This window comes from Halomonas sp. ML-15, assembly GCF_014779595.1.
GTDB lineage: Bacteria > Pseudomonadota > Gammaproteobacteria > Pseudomonadales > Halomonadaceae > Franzmannia.
Genome location: NZ_JACXZT010000015.1, coordinates 53,081 through 71,869, shown reverse-complemented (window position 1 = coordinate 71,869; position 18,789 = coordinate 53,081). Strand labels below are relative to the sequence as shown.

Here is an 18,789-nt window from a genome sequence, read left to right as displayed (position 1 = left end):
CCCCAACCCCATCGCGAATAAATTCGCTCCTACATTGGCCTTGGCGCCATGCCCAGTGTGGGAGCGGTTTCAACCGCGATGCAGCGCGTAGCGCTGCCAGATCAACCAACCCCATCGCGAGTAAATTCGCTCCTACATTGGCCTTGGCGCCATACCCAGTGTGGGAGCGGTTTCAACCGCGATTGCAGCGCGCAGCGCTGCCAGACCAACCAACCCCATCGCGAATAAATTCGCTCCTACATTGGCCTTCGCGCCATGCCCAAAGTAGGAGCGGTTTCAACCGCGATTGCAGCGCGCAGCGCTGCCGACCTCAGAACAACCGATTCAGACCATTCTGGGCGGCGACGCGGTAGGCTTCGGCCATGGTCGGGTAGTTGAAGGTGGTGTTGATGAAGTACTTGAGGGTGTTGGCCTCGCCGGGCTGCTGCATGATCGCCTGGCCGATATGCACGATCTCCGAGGCCTGGTCGCCGAAGCAGTGGATACCGAGGATCTCGAGGGTCTCGCGGTGGAACAGGATCTTGAGCATGCCGACGGTGTCGCCGGTGATCTGGGCCCGGGCGGTGTCCTTGAAGAACGCCTGGGCGACCTCATAGGGCACCTTGGCGTCGGTCAGCTCGCGCTCGTTCTTGCCCACCGAGCTGATCTCGGGAATGGTGTAGATACCGGTGGGCACGTCGTCGACGAAGCGGAACTCGGCGTCGAGCAGATCGTCACTGGCGTTGCGCCCCTGGTCGTAGGCGGCACTGGCCAGGCTCGGCCAGCCGATCACGTCGCCCACCGCGTAGATATGTGGAATAGCGGTGCGGTAGTGGTTGTCGACCTGCAGCTGGCCGCGACCGTTGGCTTCCAGGCCGATGTTCTCGAGGCCCAACTGATCGGTATTGCCGGTGCGCCCGTTGGCCCACAGGAAGGCGTCGGCACGCAGCCGCTTGCCCGACTTGAGGTGTACCACCACGCCGGACTCGTCGCCTTCGATACGCTCGTAGTCCTCGTTATGGCGCACCAGCACGCCGTTCTGGCGCAGGTGGTAGGAGAGCGCGTCGGAGATCTCGTCGTCGAGGAACGACAGCAGGCGGTCGCGGGAGTCGATCAGATCGACCTTGACGCCGAGCCCGGAGAAGATCGAGGCGTACTCGCTGCCGATAACGCCGGCACCGAAGATGATCAGGGTGCGCGGGGTGTGGGAGAGGCCGAGCACCGTATCGGAGCAGTAGATACGCGGGTGGCGAAAATTGACGTCGGCCGGGCGGTAGGGCCGCGAGCCGGTGGCGATCACGACCTTCTGGGCACAGATCTCTTCAACGCCTTCGTGATTGTCACGCACGACCAGGGTGTGTTCGTCCTTGAAGCGCGCCACGCCGAAGAACACGTCGATGCGGTTACGGGCGTAGAAGCGGGTGCGCATCTCGACCTGCTGGTCGATGGTGACTCGGGAGCGTTCGAGGACCTTGGGAAAGGAGAACCAGCGCGGCTCGCCGATATCGCGGAACATGCGGTTGGTGTTGAACTGCATGATCTGCTTGACCTGATGGCGCAGCGCCTTGGAGGGGATGGTGCCCCAGTGGGTACAGTTGCCGCCCACCGCCTGCTGCTTCTCGATGATCGCTACACGCTTGCCGTGCTTGGCGGCGTTGATGGCGGCACTCTCGCCGGAGGGGCCGGTGCCGATAACCACTACATCATAGTTGTGGACTGCCATGTGCTGTCGCGTCTCCTTTCCCCTGAATGTGTCATTCCCCAAGCGCCACTCCCCTGTGGGAGCGGTTTATAACCGCGATGCAGCGCGCAGCGCTGCCGGAAAAACCCCATCGCGACTGAAGTCGCTCCTACATTGGCCTTGGCGCCACTCCCCAGCCCCTAGCGCCGAATGGCGTTGTAGCCGAGGTCGGCGCCGCGACTCTCGTCGCCGCGACGGCGCGCGCTGCCGCGCTTGCGGTTCTCTTCCTCGCAGACTTCATCCTTGCCGCCGCAGACCTCGCAGCCATCCTTCATGCCGATGTTGTTGAGTCCGCCGCAGGAGCCGGCAATCGGCTTGCGACCCATTATCACACCGACCGCCATGGCGGCCATGAGCAGCAGCATGAAACCCAATACCAGTAACCAGATAGTCATCGTTCCTCCCGAATGCCCTTGTGGGGCATATCAATCGCTGACGTTTCGTTCAACGTCCAAATAAGGCGTCATGGCTGGGCTGATGCGCACATCGTAGCCCGCTCCTGCTGTGACAATAAAATACGCTGCGATGCTTCGCTGTTCAGCCAGGGCCAACGCTGCCTGCGGCGTCATCCTCTGCAACCAGGCGGCCCAGGCGGCGGCCTCCACGGCACTCTCGGCCAGCACGCTGACTTCCACCACGCGCTCCCGACCGTTGGCCAACCACCAGCCGGCAGGGGTTTCGGCGTTGCCGGCCAGCCCCCGCCAGCGGTCGCGGAAATCCCCCGCGGTGGACAGCGCCCTATCGTCGAGGACCAGCAGCCGGGCCTCTGAGACACCACGCGCATCCGGCTGTTCGAGGGCCAGCTGCCAGGGGCGCCGCGCGGACTGAGTACCGCGGGCGCGCACATCGCCCCCCACTTCGAGGAAGTAGCGCTCCTCGCCGCGGGCGTCTAACCACGCCGCCAGGGAGTCGATCAGCCAGGCATGGGCCATCCGGCGGTAGGCCTGCTCGAGTGGATCGGCGGAGACGCCGAACCTCGTCGGCAGTGCCGCATCGAGCCGGGCGAGCCGGTCGAGAAACGCCGTATGCTGCTGTTCGTATTGCACCAGTTCACTGTGTATGGCGACGTCCAGTGCCTGGATGTCGCTGGCGGAGGCATCACCATACAGAGTGAGATGGAAACCACGCTCCAGGGCTGAGCCCTGCACGTCGAGCCGTTGGCTGCCGCTGTCGCGGCACCCTGCCAGGGCACTGGCCATGGCCAGGCTCAGCAGGGCCGACAGGAAAAGGGCCGGCCCGCGGGCCAGCCCTGTGCGTCGCCGTGAGGCGACTCCGATCATCCGCCGAAGTCATCCAGCATGATGTTCTCGGGTTCTACCCCCATATCGAGCAGGAGCTTGATCACCGAGGCGTTCATCATGGGTGGCCCGCACATGTAGTACTCACAATCCTCGGGGGCCGGATGGTCCTTGAGGTATTTCTCGTAGAGCACATTATGGATAAAGCCGGTGGGGCCTTCCCAGTTGTCGTCGGGCAGCGGGTCGGAGAGCGCCAGGTGCCACTCGAAGTTGTCGAACTCCTCGGCCAGCTGGTCATACTCTTCGTTGTAGAAGGTCTCGCGCCAGGAGCGCGCACCGTACCAGAACGAGATCTTGCGCTTCGACTTGAGGCGCTTGAGCTGATCGAAGATATGGCTGCGCATCGGCGCCATGCCGGCACCGCCGCCGACGAAGACCATCTCGGCGTCGGTCTCCTTGGCGAAGAACTCACCGAACGGCCCCATCACCTGCACCTTGTCGCCCGGCTTCAGATTGAAGACGTAGGTCGACATGATGCCCGGCGGATGGTTGGTACCGGGAGGCGGCGTGGCGATACGGATATTGAACTTGAGGATACCCACTTCTTCCGGGTAGTTGGCCATCGAGTAAGCGCGGATGGTCTCCTCGGGGTTCTTGTGCGAGATCTTGAACAGGTCGAACTTGTCCCAGTCCTCGCGGTACTCGTCCTCGATATCGAAGTCGGAGAACTTGATGTCGTAGGGCGGTGCCACCAGCTGCACGTAGCCGCCAGCGCGGAAGTCGACGTTCTCGCCTTCCGGCAGCTTGAGGTTGAGCTCCTTGATGAAGGTGGCGACGTTGGGGTTGGAGATGACCTCGCACTCCCACTGCTTGACGCCGAATACCTCCTCGGGCACCTCGACCTTCATGTCCTGCTTGACCGGCACCTGGCAGGAGAGGCGCCAGCCCTCCTTCTTTTCACGCATGGTGAAAGCGGACTCTTCGGTGGGCAGGATCGAGCCGCCGCCCTCCTCCACACGGCACTTGCACTGGGCGCAGGAGCCGCCACCGCCGCACGCCGACGACAGGAAGATGCCGTTGGCGGCCAGGGTGTTGAGCAGCTTGCCGCCGGCCTGGGTGGTCAAGGTGTGCTCGGGGTCGCCGTTGACCTCGATGGTCACGTCCCCGCTGCTGACGAGCTTGCTGCGTGCTGCCAGGATCACCAACGTCAGGGCGATGACGATAAGGGTGAACATGACGACGCCGAGCAAGATGACAGTAATATCAACCATGTCGGGTTCCTATTTCAATCGTTGCCTTGTCACGTGGGGCGTGCCGGGCAGCCACGCCGCCCGGCACGCGCATTACAGCTGGATGCCGGAGAACGACATGAAGCCGAGCGACATCAGGCCCACGGTGATGAAGGTGATGCCCAGGCCCTGCAGGCCGCCGGGCACATCGCTGTACTTGAGCTTCTCGCGGATACCGGCCAGGGCGGTGATGGCCAGCGCCCAGCCGAAGCCGGCACCGGCGCCGTAGACCACCGACTCACCGAAGCTGTAGTTACGCTCGACCATGAACAGTACGCCACCGAGGATCGCGCAGTTGACGGTGATCAACGGCAGGAACACGCCCAGCGCGTTGTAGAGCGCGGGCACGTACTTGTCGAGGAACATCTCGATGATCTGGACCAGCGCGGCGATGACGCCGATATAGCTGAGCAGCCCGAGGAACGACAGGTCGATGTTCTCGGCGCCGGCGATGCCGGTCCAGGTCAGTGCGCCCTCTGCGAGGAGGTAGTTGAGCACCAGGTTGTTGACCGGCACGGTGATGGTGAGAACCACGATCACCGCCACGCCGAGGCCGAACGACGAGGAGACCTTCTTGGATACCGCCAGGAAGGTACACATGCCGAGGAAGAACGCCAACGCCATGTTCTCGACGAACACCGAGGCGATGAACAGGCTCAGATAGTGTTCCATGTTACACAGCCTCCTTGGGTTCGGTGTTGTGCTTCATCTTGAACTCGTTCTCTTCGACCTGCTCCGGGTAGGCCTCGCGGATCACCCAGATCATCAGGCCGATGATGAAGAACGCCGAGGGCGGCAGCAGCATCAGACCGTTGGGGACGTACCAGCCGCCGTCCTGCACCGGCTGCAGGATGGTCAGGCCGAACACGCTACCGGAGCCGAACAGCTCGCGGAAGAAGCCCACCACCATCAGCACCACGCCATAGCCGAGCCCGTTGCCGATGCCGTCGATGAACGACATCTTGGGGCTGTTCTGCATGGCAAAGCCCTCGGCGCGGCCGAGGATGATGCAGTTGGTGATGATCAGGCCGACGAAGACCGACAGCTGCTGGGACATCTGGTAGGCGAAGGCACGCAGCACCTGGTCGACCACGATCACCAGCGAGGCGATGATGGTGACCTGCACGATGATGCGGATCGACGACGGAATGTGCTGACGGATCAGCGATACGAACAGGTTGGAGAACGCACACACGAACACCACCGCCAGGGTCATGACCAGCGATACGCTCATGCTGGTGGTGACCGCCAGCGCCGAGCAGACCCCGAGGATCTGCAGGGCGATCGGGTTGTTCTTGAACAGCGGCGTTACCAGAACGCCCTTAGGAGAATCAGCAGCCATGATTACGCTCCCTCTGAATCGAGTTCGACGTCGGCGTCCTGGGCTTCATCGAGGCTGATGCCATCGCGGAAGCGCGCCAGGTACTCGCCGAAGCCTTCCGGGCTAAGCCAGAACTGCAGCATGTTGGTCACCCCGTTGGCGGTCAGGGTGGCGCCGGACAGGCCATCGACTTCATAGTCGCCGCTGCCGCTGCCGCGGGCCACGCGAATGGCAGGGTTGAGGCTGCCCTCTTCGTCGTAGATCCGCTTGCCTTCCCACTGCGACTGCCAGCGCGGGTTGTTGACCTCGGCGCCAAGGCCGGGAGTCTCGCTGTGCTCGTAGTAGGTGATGCCGACGATGGTGTTGCCGTCGCCCTCGATCGACATGTAGCCGCGCATCAGGCCCCACAGCCCCTGGCCGCGGATCGGCACGATGATCTGATCGGGATCGTCGCCGTCGCCGACCAGGTAGACGGTGGCGTAGTTCTCCTGCCGGTTGAGACCGGCGATGTCGCGCTCCCCCGAGAGGGTGCGCGAGGATGCCGGGTCGCGGGCGGCCTGGAAGTGGTCGAAGGTGTCGGGATCGAACTCATCGGTGTACTCACCGGTGCGCAGATCGACGACGCGGGGCTCGATCTCGGCGAAGGCCGCCTCCACGTCCATGCCGCGCTCGTAGAGGTTGGCGACGCGCAGGATGTTGGTCTTGCGGTCGAGCTCCTCGTTGAGTGCCTGCATCGGGCGCAGCGCCACCGCGGCGGTGGAAACCACCACCGAGCAGACGATGCATAGCGCGAACGCCACGATCAGGATCTTCTTGATGGAGTTGTTGCTCTGTGCCATCAGGCAGTCTCCTCGGCCGGCGCACCAACGCGCTGTTGACGGCGCTTGATGTTGGCCTGAACAAAGATGTGGTCGATCAGCGGAGCAAACAGGTTAGCGAACAGAATCGCCAGCATGATGCCCTCGGGAAACGCCGGGTTGACCACGCGGATCAGTACGGTCATGACGCCGATCAGCGCACCGAAGATCAGACGGCCCTGGTTGGTCATGGAGGCCGACACCGGATCGGTGGCCATGAACACCATGCCGAAGGCGAAGCCGCCGATCACCAGGTGCCAGTACCACGGCATGGCGAACATCGGATTGGTGTCGGAACCGATCAGGTTGAAGAGTGCACTGGTCGCGACCATGCCGAGGAACACCCCGAGCATGATTCGCCACGAGGCGATCCGCGTCCATAGCAGAACCGCGGCGCCAATAAAGATCGCCAGGGTCGAGACCTCACCCACCGAGCCGGGAATGAAGCCCAGGAAGGCGTCCCACCAGCTGTACTGGGTGGTCAGGCTGGCCATGCCGTCCTGGAAGGCGATCGACAGCGCGGTCGCGCCGCTGTAGCCGTCGGCCGCCACCCACACCGCGTCACCGGAGATCTGCGCCGGGTAGGCGAAGTAGAGGAAGGCACGCCCAGTCAGCGCCGGGTTGAGGAAGTTCTTGCCGGTGCCGCCGAAGATCTCCTTGCCGATCACGATACCGAAGGTGATACCCAGGGCGACCTGCCACAGCGGAATCGTCGCCGGCAGGATCAGGGCAAACAGCACCGAGGAGACGAAGAAGCCTTCGTTGACCTCATGGCCGCGCTTGACCGCAAACAGCACTTCCCAGAAGCCGCCCACGGCAAAGGTCACCAGGTAGATCGGCAGGAAGTAGGTCGCGCCGAGCACGAAGTTGGCCCACAGGCTGCCCGGATCATGGCCGCTGGCGAGCAGCATCATGATCGCCTCGCGCCAGCCGGCCATCGACTCGTAGCCGCCGGCAATGGCGGTGTTGGCCTGCCAGCCGGCGTTCCACATGCCGAAGAACATCGCCGGGAAGGTACACATCCAGACCGTGATCATGATGCGCTTGAGGTCGACGCCATCGCGCACGTGCGCGGTGGTCTTGGTCACGCTGGGCGGCGCGTAGAAGATGGTGTCGACGGCTTCGTACAGCGGGTAGAACTTCTCGTACTTGCCGCCCTTGTGGAAGTGCGGCTCGAGATTGTCGAGTGTCTGTCGGATACCCATCATCAAGCCTCTTTCTCGATCGTGGTGAGATTGTCGCGCAGGATGGGGCCGTACTCGTACTTGCCTGGGCACACGTAGGTGCACAGCGCGAGATCTTCCTCATCCAGTTCCAGACAACCGAGCTGCATGGCGGCCTCGATGTCACCGACGATCAGGGAACGCAGCAGCTGAGTGGGCAGGATATCCAGCGGCATGACCGTCTCGTAGGCACCTACCGGGACCATGGCGCGTTCGGAGCCGTTGGTCGAGGTATCGGGTGCATAGTTAGGCAGGCCAAGAAACTTGGACACGTAGATACCCAGTACCGAGTGACGCGCCTTGCCCGGCGAGAGCCAACCCATGAAGGCGCGCTTGTTGCCCTCTTCGAGCAGGCTGACCTGGTTCTGGAAGCGCCCGGTGTAGCGCAGCGCCCCCTCACAGGTGAAGCCAGAGAATACCGACCCAGAAATCACGCGGGTGTCATCGGGATTGACCACTTCGCCGGCCAGGAGTTCTTCGGTGCTGGCGCCAATCCGGGTGCGCAGCAGACGAGGATTCTCGGCGCGGGGGCCACCCACGGCAATCACGCGGTTGACGTCGAGGGTGCCCTCGGCGAACAGCTTGCCTACCGCGATCACATCCTGGTAGCCGATATGCCAGACCTGCTTGTGCAGGGCCACCGGCGACAGGTAGTGAATGTGGGTGCCGACCAGGCCCGCCGGGTGGGGACCGCTGAACTGTTCGACCTGGACGCCATCGACGTCGCCGCCGGGCAGCTGGGCGTTGGCGCCGGTGCACAGGAACACCTTGCCCTGAGTCAGGCGGGTCAGCACCTTGAGGCCGTTGGCGAACGCCTCGGGCTGATCATTGATGATCAGCGCCGGGTCCGCGGCCAGCGGATGGGTATCCACGGCGGTGACGAAGATATTCTCGGGCGTGGCGTCGAGGGCCGGGGTGCGCGAGTAGGGACGCGTGCGCAGCGCCGTCCACAGCCCGGACTCGACCAGCTGGTCGACCACCACCTGGCGCTCGAGACCGGCCAGGGCGTCGGCACCGTGGGCGGTGAACTCGACGCGTTCCTCGCTGCCTTCGGCGACCTTGATCACCACCGATAGCAGGCGGCGCTTCTCGCCGCGATTGATAGCTACCACTTCACCCGACGCCGGTGCGGTAAAGCGCACGCCGTCGATCTTCTTGTCGGTGAAGAGTAGCTGGCCCAGCTTGACGCTGTCCCCCTCCCGGACCTCCATGGTCGGCTTCATGCCAACGTAGTCGGTACCCAGGACTGCCACGTGGCGCACCGCGCGCGCATCTTCGATGCGCTGCTCAGGCGCCCCCGTGATGGGGAGATCCAGGCCTTTTTTGACTTCGATCATAAGTCTCGCCCAGTTAGGATCTGATGTGGAAGGAAAGCGGTTCGTCGGACGTACGCGACAGCGCAGACAGCGCCGGATCGCTCGTCACGGGTTTCGAATTCTTTTCTTATCAGAAGGTTGCCAGTTCGACTCGAGCTCGCTCGAGCCGTGCCAAAAATCCTGAGTATTATAAAGACATACGCAGCGAAAGGCCACCGGCCGGACAGGCTAAAACGGCCCGCCGAAGGTCTCGGCGGGCCGTCTATCAGGGTCAAAACGGCGCTGAGCGGCACTCCGCCCAGCGTTGACGTTCAGTCGCGATCCTTGGGGAAAACCAGGAAGCTGACGTTGGACATGTGCTGCAGGATGCGCACCACCTGGCAGCTGTAGCCGAACTCGTTGTCGTACCACACATAGAGCACGGCGTTCCTGCCGTTGGCGATGGTCGCCTTGGCATCGACGATACCGGCGTGGCGATTGCCAACGAAGTCCGAGGAGACCACTTCCGGCGAGTCGACATAGTCGATCTGCTTCTGCATCGGCGAGTGTACCGCCATGCGCCGCAGGTAGTCGTTGATCGCCTCGGCGTCGGTCCCCTGATGCAGGGTCAGGTTGAGAATCGCCATCGACACGTTGGGGGTCGGCACGCGGATGGCGTTACCGGTCAACTTGCCACTCAGCTCCGGCAGCGCCTTGGCCACGGCCTTGGCGGCACCGGTTTCGGTCAGCACCATGTTGAGCGGTGCGCTGCGGCCGCGGCGATCGCCCTTGTGGTAGTTGTCGATCAGGTTCTGGTCGTTGGTGTAGGAGTGCACCGTCTCGACGTGGCCGTGCTCGATGCCGTACTGGTCGTTGACCGCCTTGAGTACCGGCACGATGGCGTTGGTGGTGCACGACGCCGCCGAGACGATGCGGTCGTCGCCGGAGATGTCGGTGTGATTGATGCCATAGACGATATTCTTGACGTCGCCCTTGCCCGGCGCGGTGAGCAGCGCCTTGGCCGCGCCCTTGCACGCCAGGTGCTGGGAGAGGCCCTCCTCGTCGCGCCACATGCCGGTGTTATCGACGATCAGGGCGTTGTCGATACCGTAGGCGGTGTAGTCGATCTCGTCGGGGGAGTTGGCGTAGATCACCTGAATGACGTTGCCGTTGGCGGTAATGGTGCGCGCCTCGGCATCGATGCTGATACTGCCGGCGAAGGGGCCGTGCACCGAGTCGCGGCGCAGCAGGCTGGCGCGCTTTTCGAGATCCTTGGCGATATCGCCGCGGCCCCGCACCACCACGGCGCGCAGGCGCAGCAGATTGCCGCCGCCAGCCTTCTCGATCAGGATACGGGCGAGGATCCGGCCGATACGGCCGAAGCCATACAGCACCACGTCCTTGGGCTCATTGTGATTGCCGTTGGCCTGGTGGCCGCCGATGATTTCGGCCAGCTCACGCTTGAGGAAGGCGTGCACGTCGCCATTGCCGCGGGTCTTGTAGGCCACCGCCAGCTTGCCGACGTCGATGTGCGCCGGCCCCAGGTCGAGCTCGGTCATCGCCTTGACCAGCGGGAAGGTATCACGCACGTCGAGCTCGGTGCCCTCGACCTTCTTGACGAAGCGGTGGTCCTTGAGGATGCGAATCACCGACTGATTGATCAGCGAGCGACCGAACAGCGAGGTGACGATGTTGTACTGGCGGTAGAGCTTGCCCAGCAGCGGAATCATTTCTTCGGCGGTGGCTTCGCTTTCCTGCCACTCCTCAAAGACGGTCTCGAGCGTTTCCTGACTCACGTAGGGCCTCACTTCGTCATCGGGTATCAAATGTGGCGCCATTATCGCGGCAGCGCAGCACGGCGGCAATTGCTGGATAGTCGCACCCGCTGTAAGGCAATTACAGAATCGCGGGGTTGACTACAAGATTCATATAAGGCTGCTATCATCGCGGACTCGCTCTCAAGGTTCGCGATTTCGATACCATGCTGCACTTTTCTCCGCTCGACCCACCCCGCCCTTCCGGCACCCGCGAGACGCTCTACTGGCAGCGCCCCCACGGTAGTGCCCCGGCCTTGGCGCTGGCGCGCCTGGCCGCCGACACGCCGCTGCTGGTGATCACCGCCGACACCGCCGAGGCCCAGCGCCTGGAGAACGACCTGGCGTTCTTCGCCGATGTTCCGGTGATGCCCTTCCCCGACTGGGAGACGCTGCCCTACGACAGCTTCTCGCCGCACCAGGACATCGTCTCGGCGCGGCTGCGCACGCTGCGCCAGCTGCAGCAGGCCAGTCACGGCATCGTGCTGGTGCCGGTCAATACCCTGATGCAGCGGCTGGCGCCGGTGGAGTACATTGCCGGGCGGGTGATGACCCTGGAGGTGGGCCAGCAGCTGGATCGCGAAGGTTTCCGCGAGAGCCTGTCGCGGGCCGGCTACCGCGCCGTGGAGACCGTCTATGAGCCCGGCGAGTATGCCCTGCGCGGCGCACTGATCGACCTCTTCCCGATGGGCTCTACGCTGCCGCTGCGCATCGACCTGTTCGATGACGAGGTCGATACCCTGCGCCACTTCGATCCCGATACCCAGCGCAGCCAGGACAAGGTCGAGCGCATCGAGCTGCTGCCGGCCCATGAGTATTCGCTGTCGCGCAGCGCCATCGCCTGCTTCCGCGACGGCTTCGAGACGCTGTTCGATGTCGATCCGCGCCAGTGCCCGCTCTACGTCGATGCGCTCAAGGGTATCCCCTCGCCGGGTCTCGAGCAGTACCTGCCGCTGTTCTTCGAGGAGACCGCGACGCTGTTCGAGCACCTCGCCGCGGGCACCCGTGTCGCCACCCTGCCCGGGGTCTTCGAGGCCGCCGAGCATCACTGGGCAGCCATCGAGAGCCGCTACGAGAACCTCGGCGTCGACCCGACCCGGCCGCTGCTGCCGCCGCACCGCGCCTTCGTGCCGGTGGCCGAGGTGTTCGGCGCCATCAAGCGCCACCCGCGGGTGGCGATGACCGACGATGTCGAGCACCCCCACGCCCATCTCTCGGCCACCCAGCCGCCGCCCACGGTGGCGATCAACGCCCGCGCCCAGCAGCCGCTGGCGGCGCTCGAACGCTTTCTGGAAGAGCACAGCAGCGCCCGGGTGCTGTTCGTCGCCGAGTCCCGCGGCCGCCGCGAGGCCATCGAGGAGCAGCTCGCGCCGCTGCATCTCAGCCTGCCCCACGTCGACGACTGGCAGACCTTTGCCAGCGGCGATCAGCGCATGGCGGTCACCGAGGGCGGCCTCGACGCCGGCCTGGCACTGGGTGACAGCGACGCCGAGATCCGCCTGGCGGTGATCACCGAGTCGGAGCTGTTCGGCGAGGTGGTGCGCCAGAGTCGACGCCGCGCCAAGGCCACCGACGACAATGAGCTGGCGGTGCGCCACCTGGCCGAGCTGCATGAGGGCTCACCGGTGGTCCACCAGGCTCACGGCGTGGGTCGCTACCTGGGCCTCGAACGCCTCGAGGCCGGCGGCCAGGCGGCGGAGTTTCTGGCCCTGGAGTACGCCGACGGCGCCAAGCTCTACGTACCGGTGGACAGCCTGCATCTGATTTCACGCTACGCCGGCGCCAGCGATGAGCTGGCGCCGCTGCACAAGCTGGGCTCTGAAACCTGGGACAAGGCCAAGCGCAAGGCCGCGGAGAAGATCCGCGACACCGCCGCCGAACTGCTCGACGTCTATGCCCGACGCGAGGCGCGGGTCGGCTTCGCCTGCGATTTCCCGGTGGAGGAGTATGCGCGCTTCGCCGGCAGCTTCCCGTTCGAGGAGACCCCCGATCAGCACGCTGCCATCGGCGCAGTAATCGGCGACATGACACGCTCCCAGCCCATGGATCGGGTGGTGTGTGGCGACGTGGGCTTCGGCAAGACCGAGGTGGCGATGCGCGCCGCCTTCCTGGCCGTGCACTCCGGCCGCCAGGTGATCGTGCTGGTGCCCACCACCCTGCTCGCCCAGCAGCACTACGATAACTTCCGCGACCGCTTCGCCGACACCGCCGTGCAGGTCGAGTTGATCTCGCGCTTCACCGGCGGCAAGGGCCAGGCCGAGAGCCTCAAGCGCATCGAGGAGGGGCGCGCCGATATCGTCATTGGCACCCACAAGCTGCTCTCCAAGAGCATGCGCTTCCCCAATATGGGCCTGCTGATCATCGACGAGGAGCATCGCTTCGGGGTCGCCCAGAAGGAGCGCCTCAAGAGCCTGCGCGCCGAGGTCGACATCCTGACCCTGACCGCCACACCGATTCCGCGCACCCTGAATATGGCCATGAGCGGCATCCGCGACCTGTCGATCATCGCCACCCCGCCGGCACGCCGGCTGTCGGTCAAGACGTTCATTCAGCAGCGCAACGAGGCGGTCATCAAGGAGGCGATCCTGCGCGAGATCCTGCGCGGCGGTCAGGTCTATGTGCTGCACAACGAGGTCAAGACCATCGAGACCAGCGCCGAAAAGCTGCGTGAGCTGGTACCCGAGGCGCGAGTCGCGGTGGCCCACGGCCAGCTGCCGGAGCGCTCGCTGGAGCGCATCATGTCCGACTTCTATCACAAGCGCTTCAACGTGCTGGTGTGCTCGACCATCATCGAGACCGGCATCGACGTGCCCAGCGCCAACACCATCATCATCGAGCGCGCCGACAAGTTCGGCCTGGCCCAGCTGCACCAGCTGCGCGGCCGGGTGGGCCGCAGCCACCATCAGGCCTACGCCTATCTGCTGACCCCTCACCCCAAGGCGATCACCAAGGATGCCGCCAAGCGGCTCGAGGCGATCAGCCAGGCCGAGGACCTCGGCGCCGGCTTTACCCTGGCCAGCCATGACATGGAGATTCGCGGCGCCGGCGAGCTGCTCGGCGATGAGCAGAGCGGCCAGATGGAAACCATCGGCTATAGTCTATATATGCAGATGCTCGATCGTGCGGTGAAGGCGATCAAGGCAGGCAAGACGCCGAACATCGAGGCGCCGCTGGATCAGGGCGTGGAGATCAGCCTCAACCTGCCGGCGCTGATCCCCGACGACTACATGCCTGATGTGCAGCAGCGCCTGATCATGTATAAACGCATTGCCAGCGCCGAGGACGAGGCCGCGCTGAAGGAACTGCAGGTCGAACTGGTGGACCGTTTCGGCCTGCTGCCGGCCCCGCTCAAGACTCTGATGCGCCAGACTCGGCTGCGTCAGCGCGCCGAACGGCTGGGCATCTCACGCCTAGAGGCGGGTCCGCAGCGCGGCCGGGCGATCTTCGCCACCGGCACCGCCGTCGATCCGATGACGCTGGTCACGCTGATACAGAAAGATCCGGTTCACTACCGGCTGGATGGCGCAGACACACTGCGCTTCGAGCTGGAGATGGAAACCGAAGAAACGCGCTTCGCGGTGGTCGAAGGACTGCTGGAGCGATTGAACCGCAAGACCGAGGCGGCTTGAACGGCTGACACCGAGCAAGCGCCTGCTGATAAAGGTATGACTCGGTGAACGAGACCAAGCCCATGAACATGCACCTTCCCCAGCGCCTGGCCGGGCCGCTTCGCGCCGCCCTGGCCAGCGCCCTGCTGGCGATCACGCCGCTGGCCCTGGCAGAAACCCCGAACGGCGAACGCCCGGTGGGACACTACCCGATTCCCGAGCAGGGTGATGTGATCGGCAGCATTCAGACCGTGACCGCCGCCAAGGAAGACACCCTGATCGATATCGGCCACCGCTTCGGCCTCGGTATCGAGGAGATGCGTCGCGCCAACCCCGAGCTTAGCCTGTGGTACCCCGGCGCAGGCGCCGAGGTGGTGCTGCCCACCCAGCACATCCTGCCACCCGGCCCGCGCGACGGCATCGTCGTCAACCTGCCGGAGATGCGGCTCTACTATTACCCGCCGGCGGCCAGCGGCGAGACGCCGATGGTCGAGACCTATCCGATCAGCGTGGGCCGCGATGGCTTTGCCACGCCGGTCGCCTCGACCCGCACTACCATGAACATCAAGGATCCGCACTGGGCGCCGCCGCGCTCGATGCGTGCAGAAGCCGCCGCCCGCGGCGAGCCGCCCCCCGCCGTGGTGCCACCGGGCCCCGACAACCCGCTGGGACGCCATGCGATCCTGCTGGCGCTGCCGAGCTACCTGATCCACGGCACCAATCAGCCCGACGGCGTTGGCATGCGCGCCAGCCGCGGCTGCATTCGCATGCTGCCGCGGGATATCGAATCGCTCTATTCGCGGGTGCCGGTGGGTACCGCCGTGCATCTGGTCAACGAGCCGTTCAAGGCCGGCTGGGACGCCGACGGCGCGCTTCTGGTGCAGTCCTTCCCGCTGCTGGATGAGCAGGAGGGCTCTTTCGAACCGGTGCTCAATGCCCTCGAGATGCTCGCCAACGCCTTCGGCGATGAGCAGCCGCCGGTGGACTATGCCCGGGTGCGCGCCGAAGTCGAGGTGCCCAAGGGCCAGCCGGTCGCAGTGCTGCGCGAGGCCCGCGAGGAGCCCATCGAGACCGCCGAAGAGCCGCAGCCCACTCCGGAAGGCCTCTACCGCCATCTGGGCGAGCCTGACAATGGTCTCTACCAGCAGATCGAACTGGCCATGGGCTGACAAAAAAGCCCGGGCCGTAGGCCCGGGCGAAATTTGCAGGGTGCAAACGATTGGCGATGGGATGCTAGTCGTTTGCCAAGCCATATTACCCGACGGGCCCAGGGTGACTTGTCGACAAAAGACGACCTGAACCACCACAATTCTTCGCTTACCCCCTCTCTTTAGTTTCCCCCTACAAACGCCGAAGCCGGCTCCTTTAGGGAGCCGGCTTCGGGTAAACCGATGCTGAAAGCGTTAGCTTTCGGCACTCATGACAGAATTACTTCTGCATGGAGCGCTCGAACATGCGGTTCATTTCTTCGCGGTTTTCGCGAGACATCTGCAGGGCGGCCTGGGCATCACGCTGCGCTTGGTTGGCAGTGTTCTGCGCCTGGTTGGCAACGTTCAGTGCTTCAGAAGCGTCGGCCTGAGCGGATTCAGCGGTCATGCGCACTTCGTCCAGGGCGCCGGTAGAGGCACAGCCCGCCAGAATGGCCAGAGATGCGGCAGCGGCGGTAAGCTTCAGAGTGTTCTTAATGGTCATGGTGTTCTCCTTGAGAGACTTCCTTGGTTCAGCTTGGGTTGTGCCTGGTCAACAGGCGTCCTGCTGTCGCAGGTTCTTCTGCACGTCACGATGGCAATCATAGACGGCCAAAGCGTGATGTCAAACACTGTTTTATTATAGACAGGCCCCTCCTGTCTACACGCAACATCCTAACGTACCCTTGAGCCTAGCGGATCACGACCCGTGTGCCAATGCCGATCAGCTCAGCGAGACGTTCGATCTCCTGATTGGTGACTGCCACACAGCCCAGCGTCCAGTCGAAGCGGCCGTGAATTTCGGGGTCACCTTCGCCGATACCGTGCAAACCGATGTTGCCGCCGAGCACGGTATCCTGGGGTGGACGCCCATGGCGACGCAGGAAATAGTGGTACTCCTCGTACTCCACTCGGCTCATTACACCGGCATTGAGCGCTTCCAGGGCGTTCCAGGGCGTCGGGTAATCGACACTGAAGAACAGATGGAAGCGACTCTCCGGATTGATGCCGTTGATACGAAATTCACCTTGCGGAGTCTGCTTGTCGCCCCTTACGCGCATTCGCGAGGCGCCGCGCTGACCGATCGATATGCCGTGAATACGCTCTACAGCATAGTCGCCGCGATACACGGTGAGGGTGGCATCGCTGTTGTCGACCTTGACCCAGACTTCAAACGGATCGCGGGGGCCAAAGTCGGTGGCAATGTTGTCAATCAGGCTGGCCTTGAGACCAAGGGTAGGCATCAGCAGCATCGCCACTACGGCGAACAGTCTGAAGAGTCGGCTCATGGAACTGGGTACTCTCGTCGAACGCGTACAATGAGTGCTTTCTACGCTATTGTTCGCGTTGTGACAAATCCTATTTTCCACCCCGTATTCAACGCCCTAGCGCAGCACGAGCGATGCTGCCTGAAATAGCGGCCCAGCAACAGCCGCCGCCACGCCAGGGGCCTGCTAGCGGCTTGGCGGCAGAGCGCCACTCCACTATGCCACGCCTTGGCTGCGCAGGTAGTCCTCGTAGCTGCCGCTGAAGTCGACGATGCCCTGGGCGCTCATATCCAGCACCCGGGTTGCCAGCGAGGAGACGAACTCACGGTCGTGACTGACGAAGATCAGCGTGCCGGGGTAGTGCTCCAGCGCCAGGTTGAGGGCCTCGATGGATTCCATATCGAGGTGGTTGGTAGGCTCATCCATCAGCAGCACATTGGGATTGATCAGCGACAGCTTGCCGAACAGCATGCGCCCCTGCTCGCCCCCGGATAGCACTTTCACCGACTTGCCGATATCGTCGCTGCCGAACAGCATCCGGCCCAGCGCGCCGCGCACCACCTGCTCGCCGGCGTCCGTCCACTGCGCCATCCACTCGTAGAGGGTCGCCGGGTTGGCGAAGTCGTCACCGTGCTCCTGGGCAAAGATGCCAAGTTCGGCGCTGTCGGTCCACTTCGCACTACCGCTGTCGGGGGCCAGCTCGCCACTCAGGGTCTTGAGCAGCGTGGTCTTGCCGATGCCGTTGGGACCGATGATGGCAATCCGCTCGCCGGCTTCCACGGTCATCGAGATACCGTCGAACAGCGGCTTGCCGTCATAGCCCTTGCTCAGCCCCTCGACGTTGAGCGCGTTGCGATGGATCTTCTTGCTCTGCTCGAAGCGGATAAAGGGGCTGACCCGGCTCGACGGCTTGATGTCGGTGAGCTTGATCTTGTCAATCTGGCGCGCCCGCGAGGTGGCCTGCTTGGCCTTGGAGGCGTTGGCCGAGAAGCGGCTGACGAAGGTCTGCAGTTCGGCGATCTGCGCCTTCTTCTTGGCGTTATCGGCGTGCATGCGTTCACGCACGGCGGTGGCGGCGGTCATGTAGTCGTCGTAGTTGCCGGGGAACAGGGTGATCTCGCCATAGTCCAGGTCGGCCATATGGGTACAGACGCTGTTCAGGAAGTGGCGATCGTGGGAAATGATGATCATGGTGCTGTCGCGGGCGGTCAGCACCCCTTCCAGCCAGCTGATGGTGGCAATATCGAGGTGGTTGGTAGGCTCGTCGAGCAGCAGTACGTCAGGGTCGGCGAACAGCGCCTGGGCGAGCAGCACACGCAGCTTCCAGCCCGGCGCCACCGCACTCATCGGGCCGTAATGCTCGTCGAGGGGTATCCCCAGCCCCATCAGCAGCTCACCGGCGCGGGACTCGGCGGTATAGCCATCCAGTTCGGCGAAGCGCACTTCCAGATCGGCCACCGCCATGCCATCGGCTTCGCTCATCTCTGGCAGCGCATAGATACGCTCGCGCTCGGCCGCTACCGACCATAGCTCGGTATTGCCCATGATCACGGTGTCGATGACCCGCTGCTCCTCGAAGGCGAACTGGTCCTGGCGCAGCTTGCCGAGCCGCGCGTCAGGGTCAACCATCACCTGCCCACCGCTCGGCTCGAGATCGCCGCCGAGGATCTTCATGAAGGTCGACTTGCCGCAGCCGTTGGCGCCGATCAGGCCGTAGCGATGGCCCTTGCCGAACTTGACGGAGACGTTCTCGAACAGGGGCTTGGCCCCGAACTGCATGGTGATATTGGCGGTAGAGATCAAAGCGGCGTCCCGGTGCGATGGTGCAAAGGGGCGCGATTGTACGCGCTATTGGGCCGCAGTTCATCCCGCCCTGGCTAGGATTCGCATTGCGCTCTGTCTCCCGAGAGACAAAGGTAGTGAAGTTACCGGGATCGCTCGCGACTCATCCGGCGGCAGGCCTGCGAGG

General features: G+C 63.9%; 15 protein-coding genes. 2 read left to right on the top strand and 13 right to left on the bottom strand.

The genetic code is table 11. The annotated features are described in order from the left end of the window. Window positions 1-310: 310 nt before the first annotated feature. The 10 genes from sthA to IEI94_RS09310 form a co-directional block, all read right to left on the bottom strand. Window positions 311-1,702, bottom strand: coding sequence for a Si-specific NAD(P)(+) transhydrogenase (sthA, locus tag IEI94_RS09355; protein WP_191167042.1), 1,392 nt, complete (start codon window positions 1,700-1,702; stop codon window positions 311-313). Window positions 1,703-1,860: 158 nt separating this feature from the next. Further along, window positions 1,861-2,115 carry a (Na+)-NQR maturation NqrM gene (nqrM, locus tag IEI94_RS09350; RefSeq protein ID WP_191167041.1) on the bottom strand — a complete coding sequence of 85 codons (255 nt, stop codon included), beginning with the start codon at window positions 2,113-2,115 and terminating at the stop codon, window positions 1,861-1,863. Between the two features lie 30 nt (window positions 2,116-2,145). Continuing rightward, window positions 2,146-3,000 (bottom strand): FAD:protein FMN transferase, encoded by an 855-nt coding sequence (locus IEI94_RS09345; RefSeq protein ID WP_191167040.1) that lies wholly within the window; start codon window positions 2,998-3,000, stop codon window positions 2,146-2,148. Further along, the gene (gene nqrF / locus IEI94_RS09340; RefSeq protein WP_191167039.1) at window positions 2,997-4,229 is read right to left on the bottom strand and encodes an NADH:ubiquinone reductase (Na(+)-transporting) subunit F; all 1,233 of its coding nucleotides are present in this window, start codon (window positions 4,227-4,229) and stop codon (window positions 2,997-2,999) included. The genes IEI94_RS09345 and nqrF overlap by 4 nt, the downstream gene beginning before the upstream one ends. Before the next feature lie 72 nt (window positions 4,230-4,301). Beyond that, window positions 4,302-4,919, bottom strand: a complete 618-nt coding sequence (gene nqrE, locus IEI94_RS09335; RefSeq protein ID WP_191167038.1) for an NADH:ubiquinone reductase (Na(+)-transporting) subunit E — start codon at window positions 4,917-4,919, stop codon at window positions 4,302-4,304. Window position 4,920: 1 nt separating this feature from the next. Further along, entirely contained in the window at window positions 4,921-5,589 is a 669-nt protein-coding gene (locus tag IEI94_RS09330; protein ID WP_191167037.1) for an NADH:ubiquinone reductase (Na(+)-transporting) subunit D, read from the bottom strand. A 2-nt stretch (window positions 5,590-5,591) separates the two neighbouring features. Beyond that, the gene (locus IEI94_RS09325; RefSeq protein WP_191167036.1) at window positions 5,592-6,407 is read right to left on the bottom strand and encodes a Na(+)-translocating NADH-quinone reductase subunit C; all 816 of its coding nucleotides are present in this window, start codon (window positions 6,405-6,407) and stop codon (window positions 5,592-5,594) included. Next, a complete protein-coding gene (locus IEI94_RS09320) occupies window positions 6,407-7,633 on the bottom strand; it encodes an NADH:ubiquinone reductase (Na(+)-transporting) subunit B (protein ID WP_191167035.1) in 1,227 nt (408 codons plus the stop codon). The genes IEI94_RS09325 and IEI94_RS09320 overlap by 1 nt, the downstream gene beginning before the upstream one ends. After that, window positions 7,633-8,985, bottom strand: coding sequence for a Na(+)-translocating NADH-quinone reductase subunit A (locus IEI94_RS09315; RefSeq protein WP_191167034.1), 1,353 nt, complete (start codon window positions 8,983-8,985; stop codon window positions 7,633-7,635). The genes IEI94_RS09320 and IEI94_RS09315 overlap by 1 nt, the downstream gene beginning before the upstream one ends. Before the next feature lie 290 nt (window positions 8,986-9,275). After that, window positions 9,276-10,739, bottom strand: a complete 1,464-nt coding sequence (locus tag IEI94_RS09310; RefSeq protein WP_191167033.1) for a glyceraldehyde-3-phosphate dehydrogenase — start codon at window positions 10,737-10,739, stop codon at window positions 9,276-9,278. Between the two features lie 185 nt (window positions 10,740-10,924). Between IEI94_RS09310 and mfd the strand changes: the two genes are divergently transcribed. Together mfd and IEI94_RS09300 are read left to right on the top strand one after the other, a co-directional pair. Further along, on the top strand, window positions 10,925-14,386 hold the full coding sequence (gene mfd / locus IEI94_RS09305; protein ID WP_191167032.1) for a transcription-repair coupling factor: 3,462 nt from the start codon (window positions 10,925-10,927) through the stop codon (window positions 14,384-14,386). Window positions 14,387-14,448: 62 nt separating this feature from the next. Continuing rightward, window positions 14,449-15,534 carry a L,D-transpeptidase family protein gene (locus IEI94_RS09300; RefSeq protein ID WP_191167053.1) on the top strand — a complete coding sequence of 362 codons (1,086 nt, stop codon included), beginning with the start codon at window positions 14,449-14,451 and terminating at the stop codon, window positions 15,532-15,534. A gap of 259 nt (window positions 15,535-15,793) precedes the next feature. Here IEI94_RS09300 and IEI94_RS09295 read toward each other — a convergent pair whose 3' ends face one another. The 3 genes from IEI94_RS09295 to IEI94_RS09285 form a co-directional block, all read right to left on the bottom strand. Beyond that, window positions 15,794-16,057: an Lpp/OprI family alanine-zipper lipoprotein gene (locus tag IEI94_RS09295; protein WP_089660681.1), complete on the bottom strand. Its 264-nt coding sequence runs from the start codon at window positions 16,055-16,057 to the stop codon at window positions 15,794-15,796. Between the two features lie 187 nt (window positions 16,058-16,244). Continuing rightward, window positions 16,245-16,841, bottom strand: a complete 597-nt coding sequence (locus IEI94_RS09290; protein WP_191167031.1) for a L,D-transpeptidase family protein — start codon at window positions 16,839-16,841, stop codon at window positions 16,245-16,247. Between the two features lie 195 nt (window positions 16,842-17,036). Further along, window positions 17,037-18,623, bottom strand: coding sequence for an ABC-F family ATPase (locus IEI94_RS09285; RefSeq protein ID WP_191167030.1), 1,587 nt, complete (start codon window positions 18,621-18,623; stop codon window positions 17,037-17,039). Between the last annotated feature and the right edge of the window lie 166 nt (window positions 18,624-18,789).

Excerpts from the sequence above, each read along its gene's own strand:
- IEI94_RS09345 (WP_191167040.1), bottom strand. The coding sequence starts at position 3,000 with ATGATCGGAGTCGCCTCACGGCGACGCACAGGGCTGGCCCGCGGGCCG.
- IEI94_RS09290 (WP_191167031.1), bottom strand. The coding sequence starts at position 16,841 with ATGAGCCGACTCTTCAGACTGTTCGCCGTAGTGGCGATGCTGCTGATG.
- nqrM (WP_191167041.1), bottom strand. The coding sequence starts at position 2,115 with ATGACTATCTGGTTACTGGTATTGGGTTTCATGCTGCTGCTCATGGCC.
- nqrE (WP_191167038.1), bottom strand. The coding sequence starts at position 4,919 with ATGGAACACTATCTGAGCCTGTTCATCGCCTCGGTGTTCGTCGAGAAC.
- mfd (WP_191167032.1), top strand. The coding sequence starts at position 10,925 with ATGCTGCACTTTTCTCCGCTCGACCCACCCCGCCCTTCCGGCACCCGC.
- IEI94_RS09325 (WP_191167036.1), bottom strand. The coding sequence starts at position 6,407 with ATGGCACAGAGCAACAACTCCATCAAGAAGATCCTGATCGTGGCGTTC.
- nqrF (WP_191167039.1), bottom strand. The coding sequence starts at position 4,229 with ATGGTTGATATTACTGTCATCTTGCTCGGCGTCGTCATGTTCACCCTT.
- IEI94_RS09330 (WP_191167037.1), bottom strand. The coding sequence starts at position 5,589 with ATGGCTGCTGATTCTCCTAAGGGCGTTCTGGTAACGCCGCTGTTCAAG.
- IEI94_RS09300 (WP_191167053.1), top strand. The coding sequence starts at position 14,449 with ATGAACATGCACCTTCCCCAGCGCCTGGCCGGGCCGCTTCGCGCCGCC.
- sthA (WP_191167042.1), bottom strand. The coding sequence starts at position 1,702 with ATGGCAGTCCACAACTATGATGTAGTGGTTATCGGCACCGGCCCCTCC.
- IEI94_RS09315 (WP_191167034.1), bottom strand. The coding sequence starts at position 8,985 with ATGATCGAAGTCAAAAAAGGCCTGGATCTCCCCATCACGGGGGCGCCT.
- IEI94_RS09320 (WP_191167035.1), bottom strand. The coding sequence starts at position 7,633 with ATGATGGGTATCCGACAGACACTCGACAATCTCGAGCCGCACTTCCAC.
- IEI94_RS09295 (WP_089660681.1), bottom strand. The coding sequence starts at position 16,057 with ATGACCATTAAGAACACTCTGAAGCTTACCGCCGCTGCCGCATCTCTG.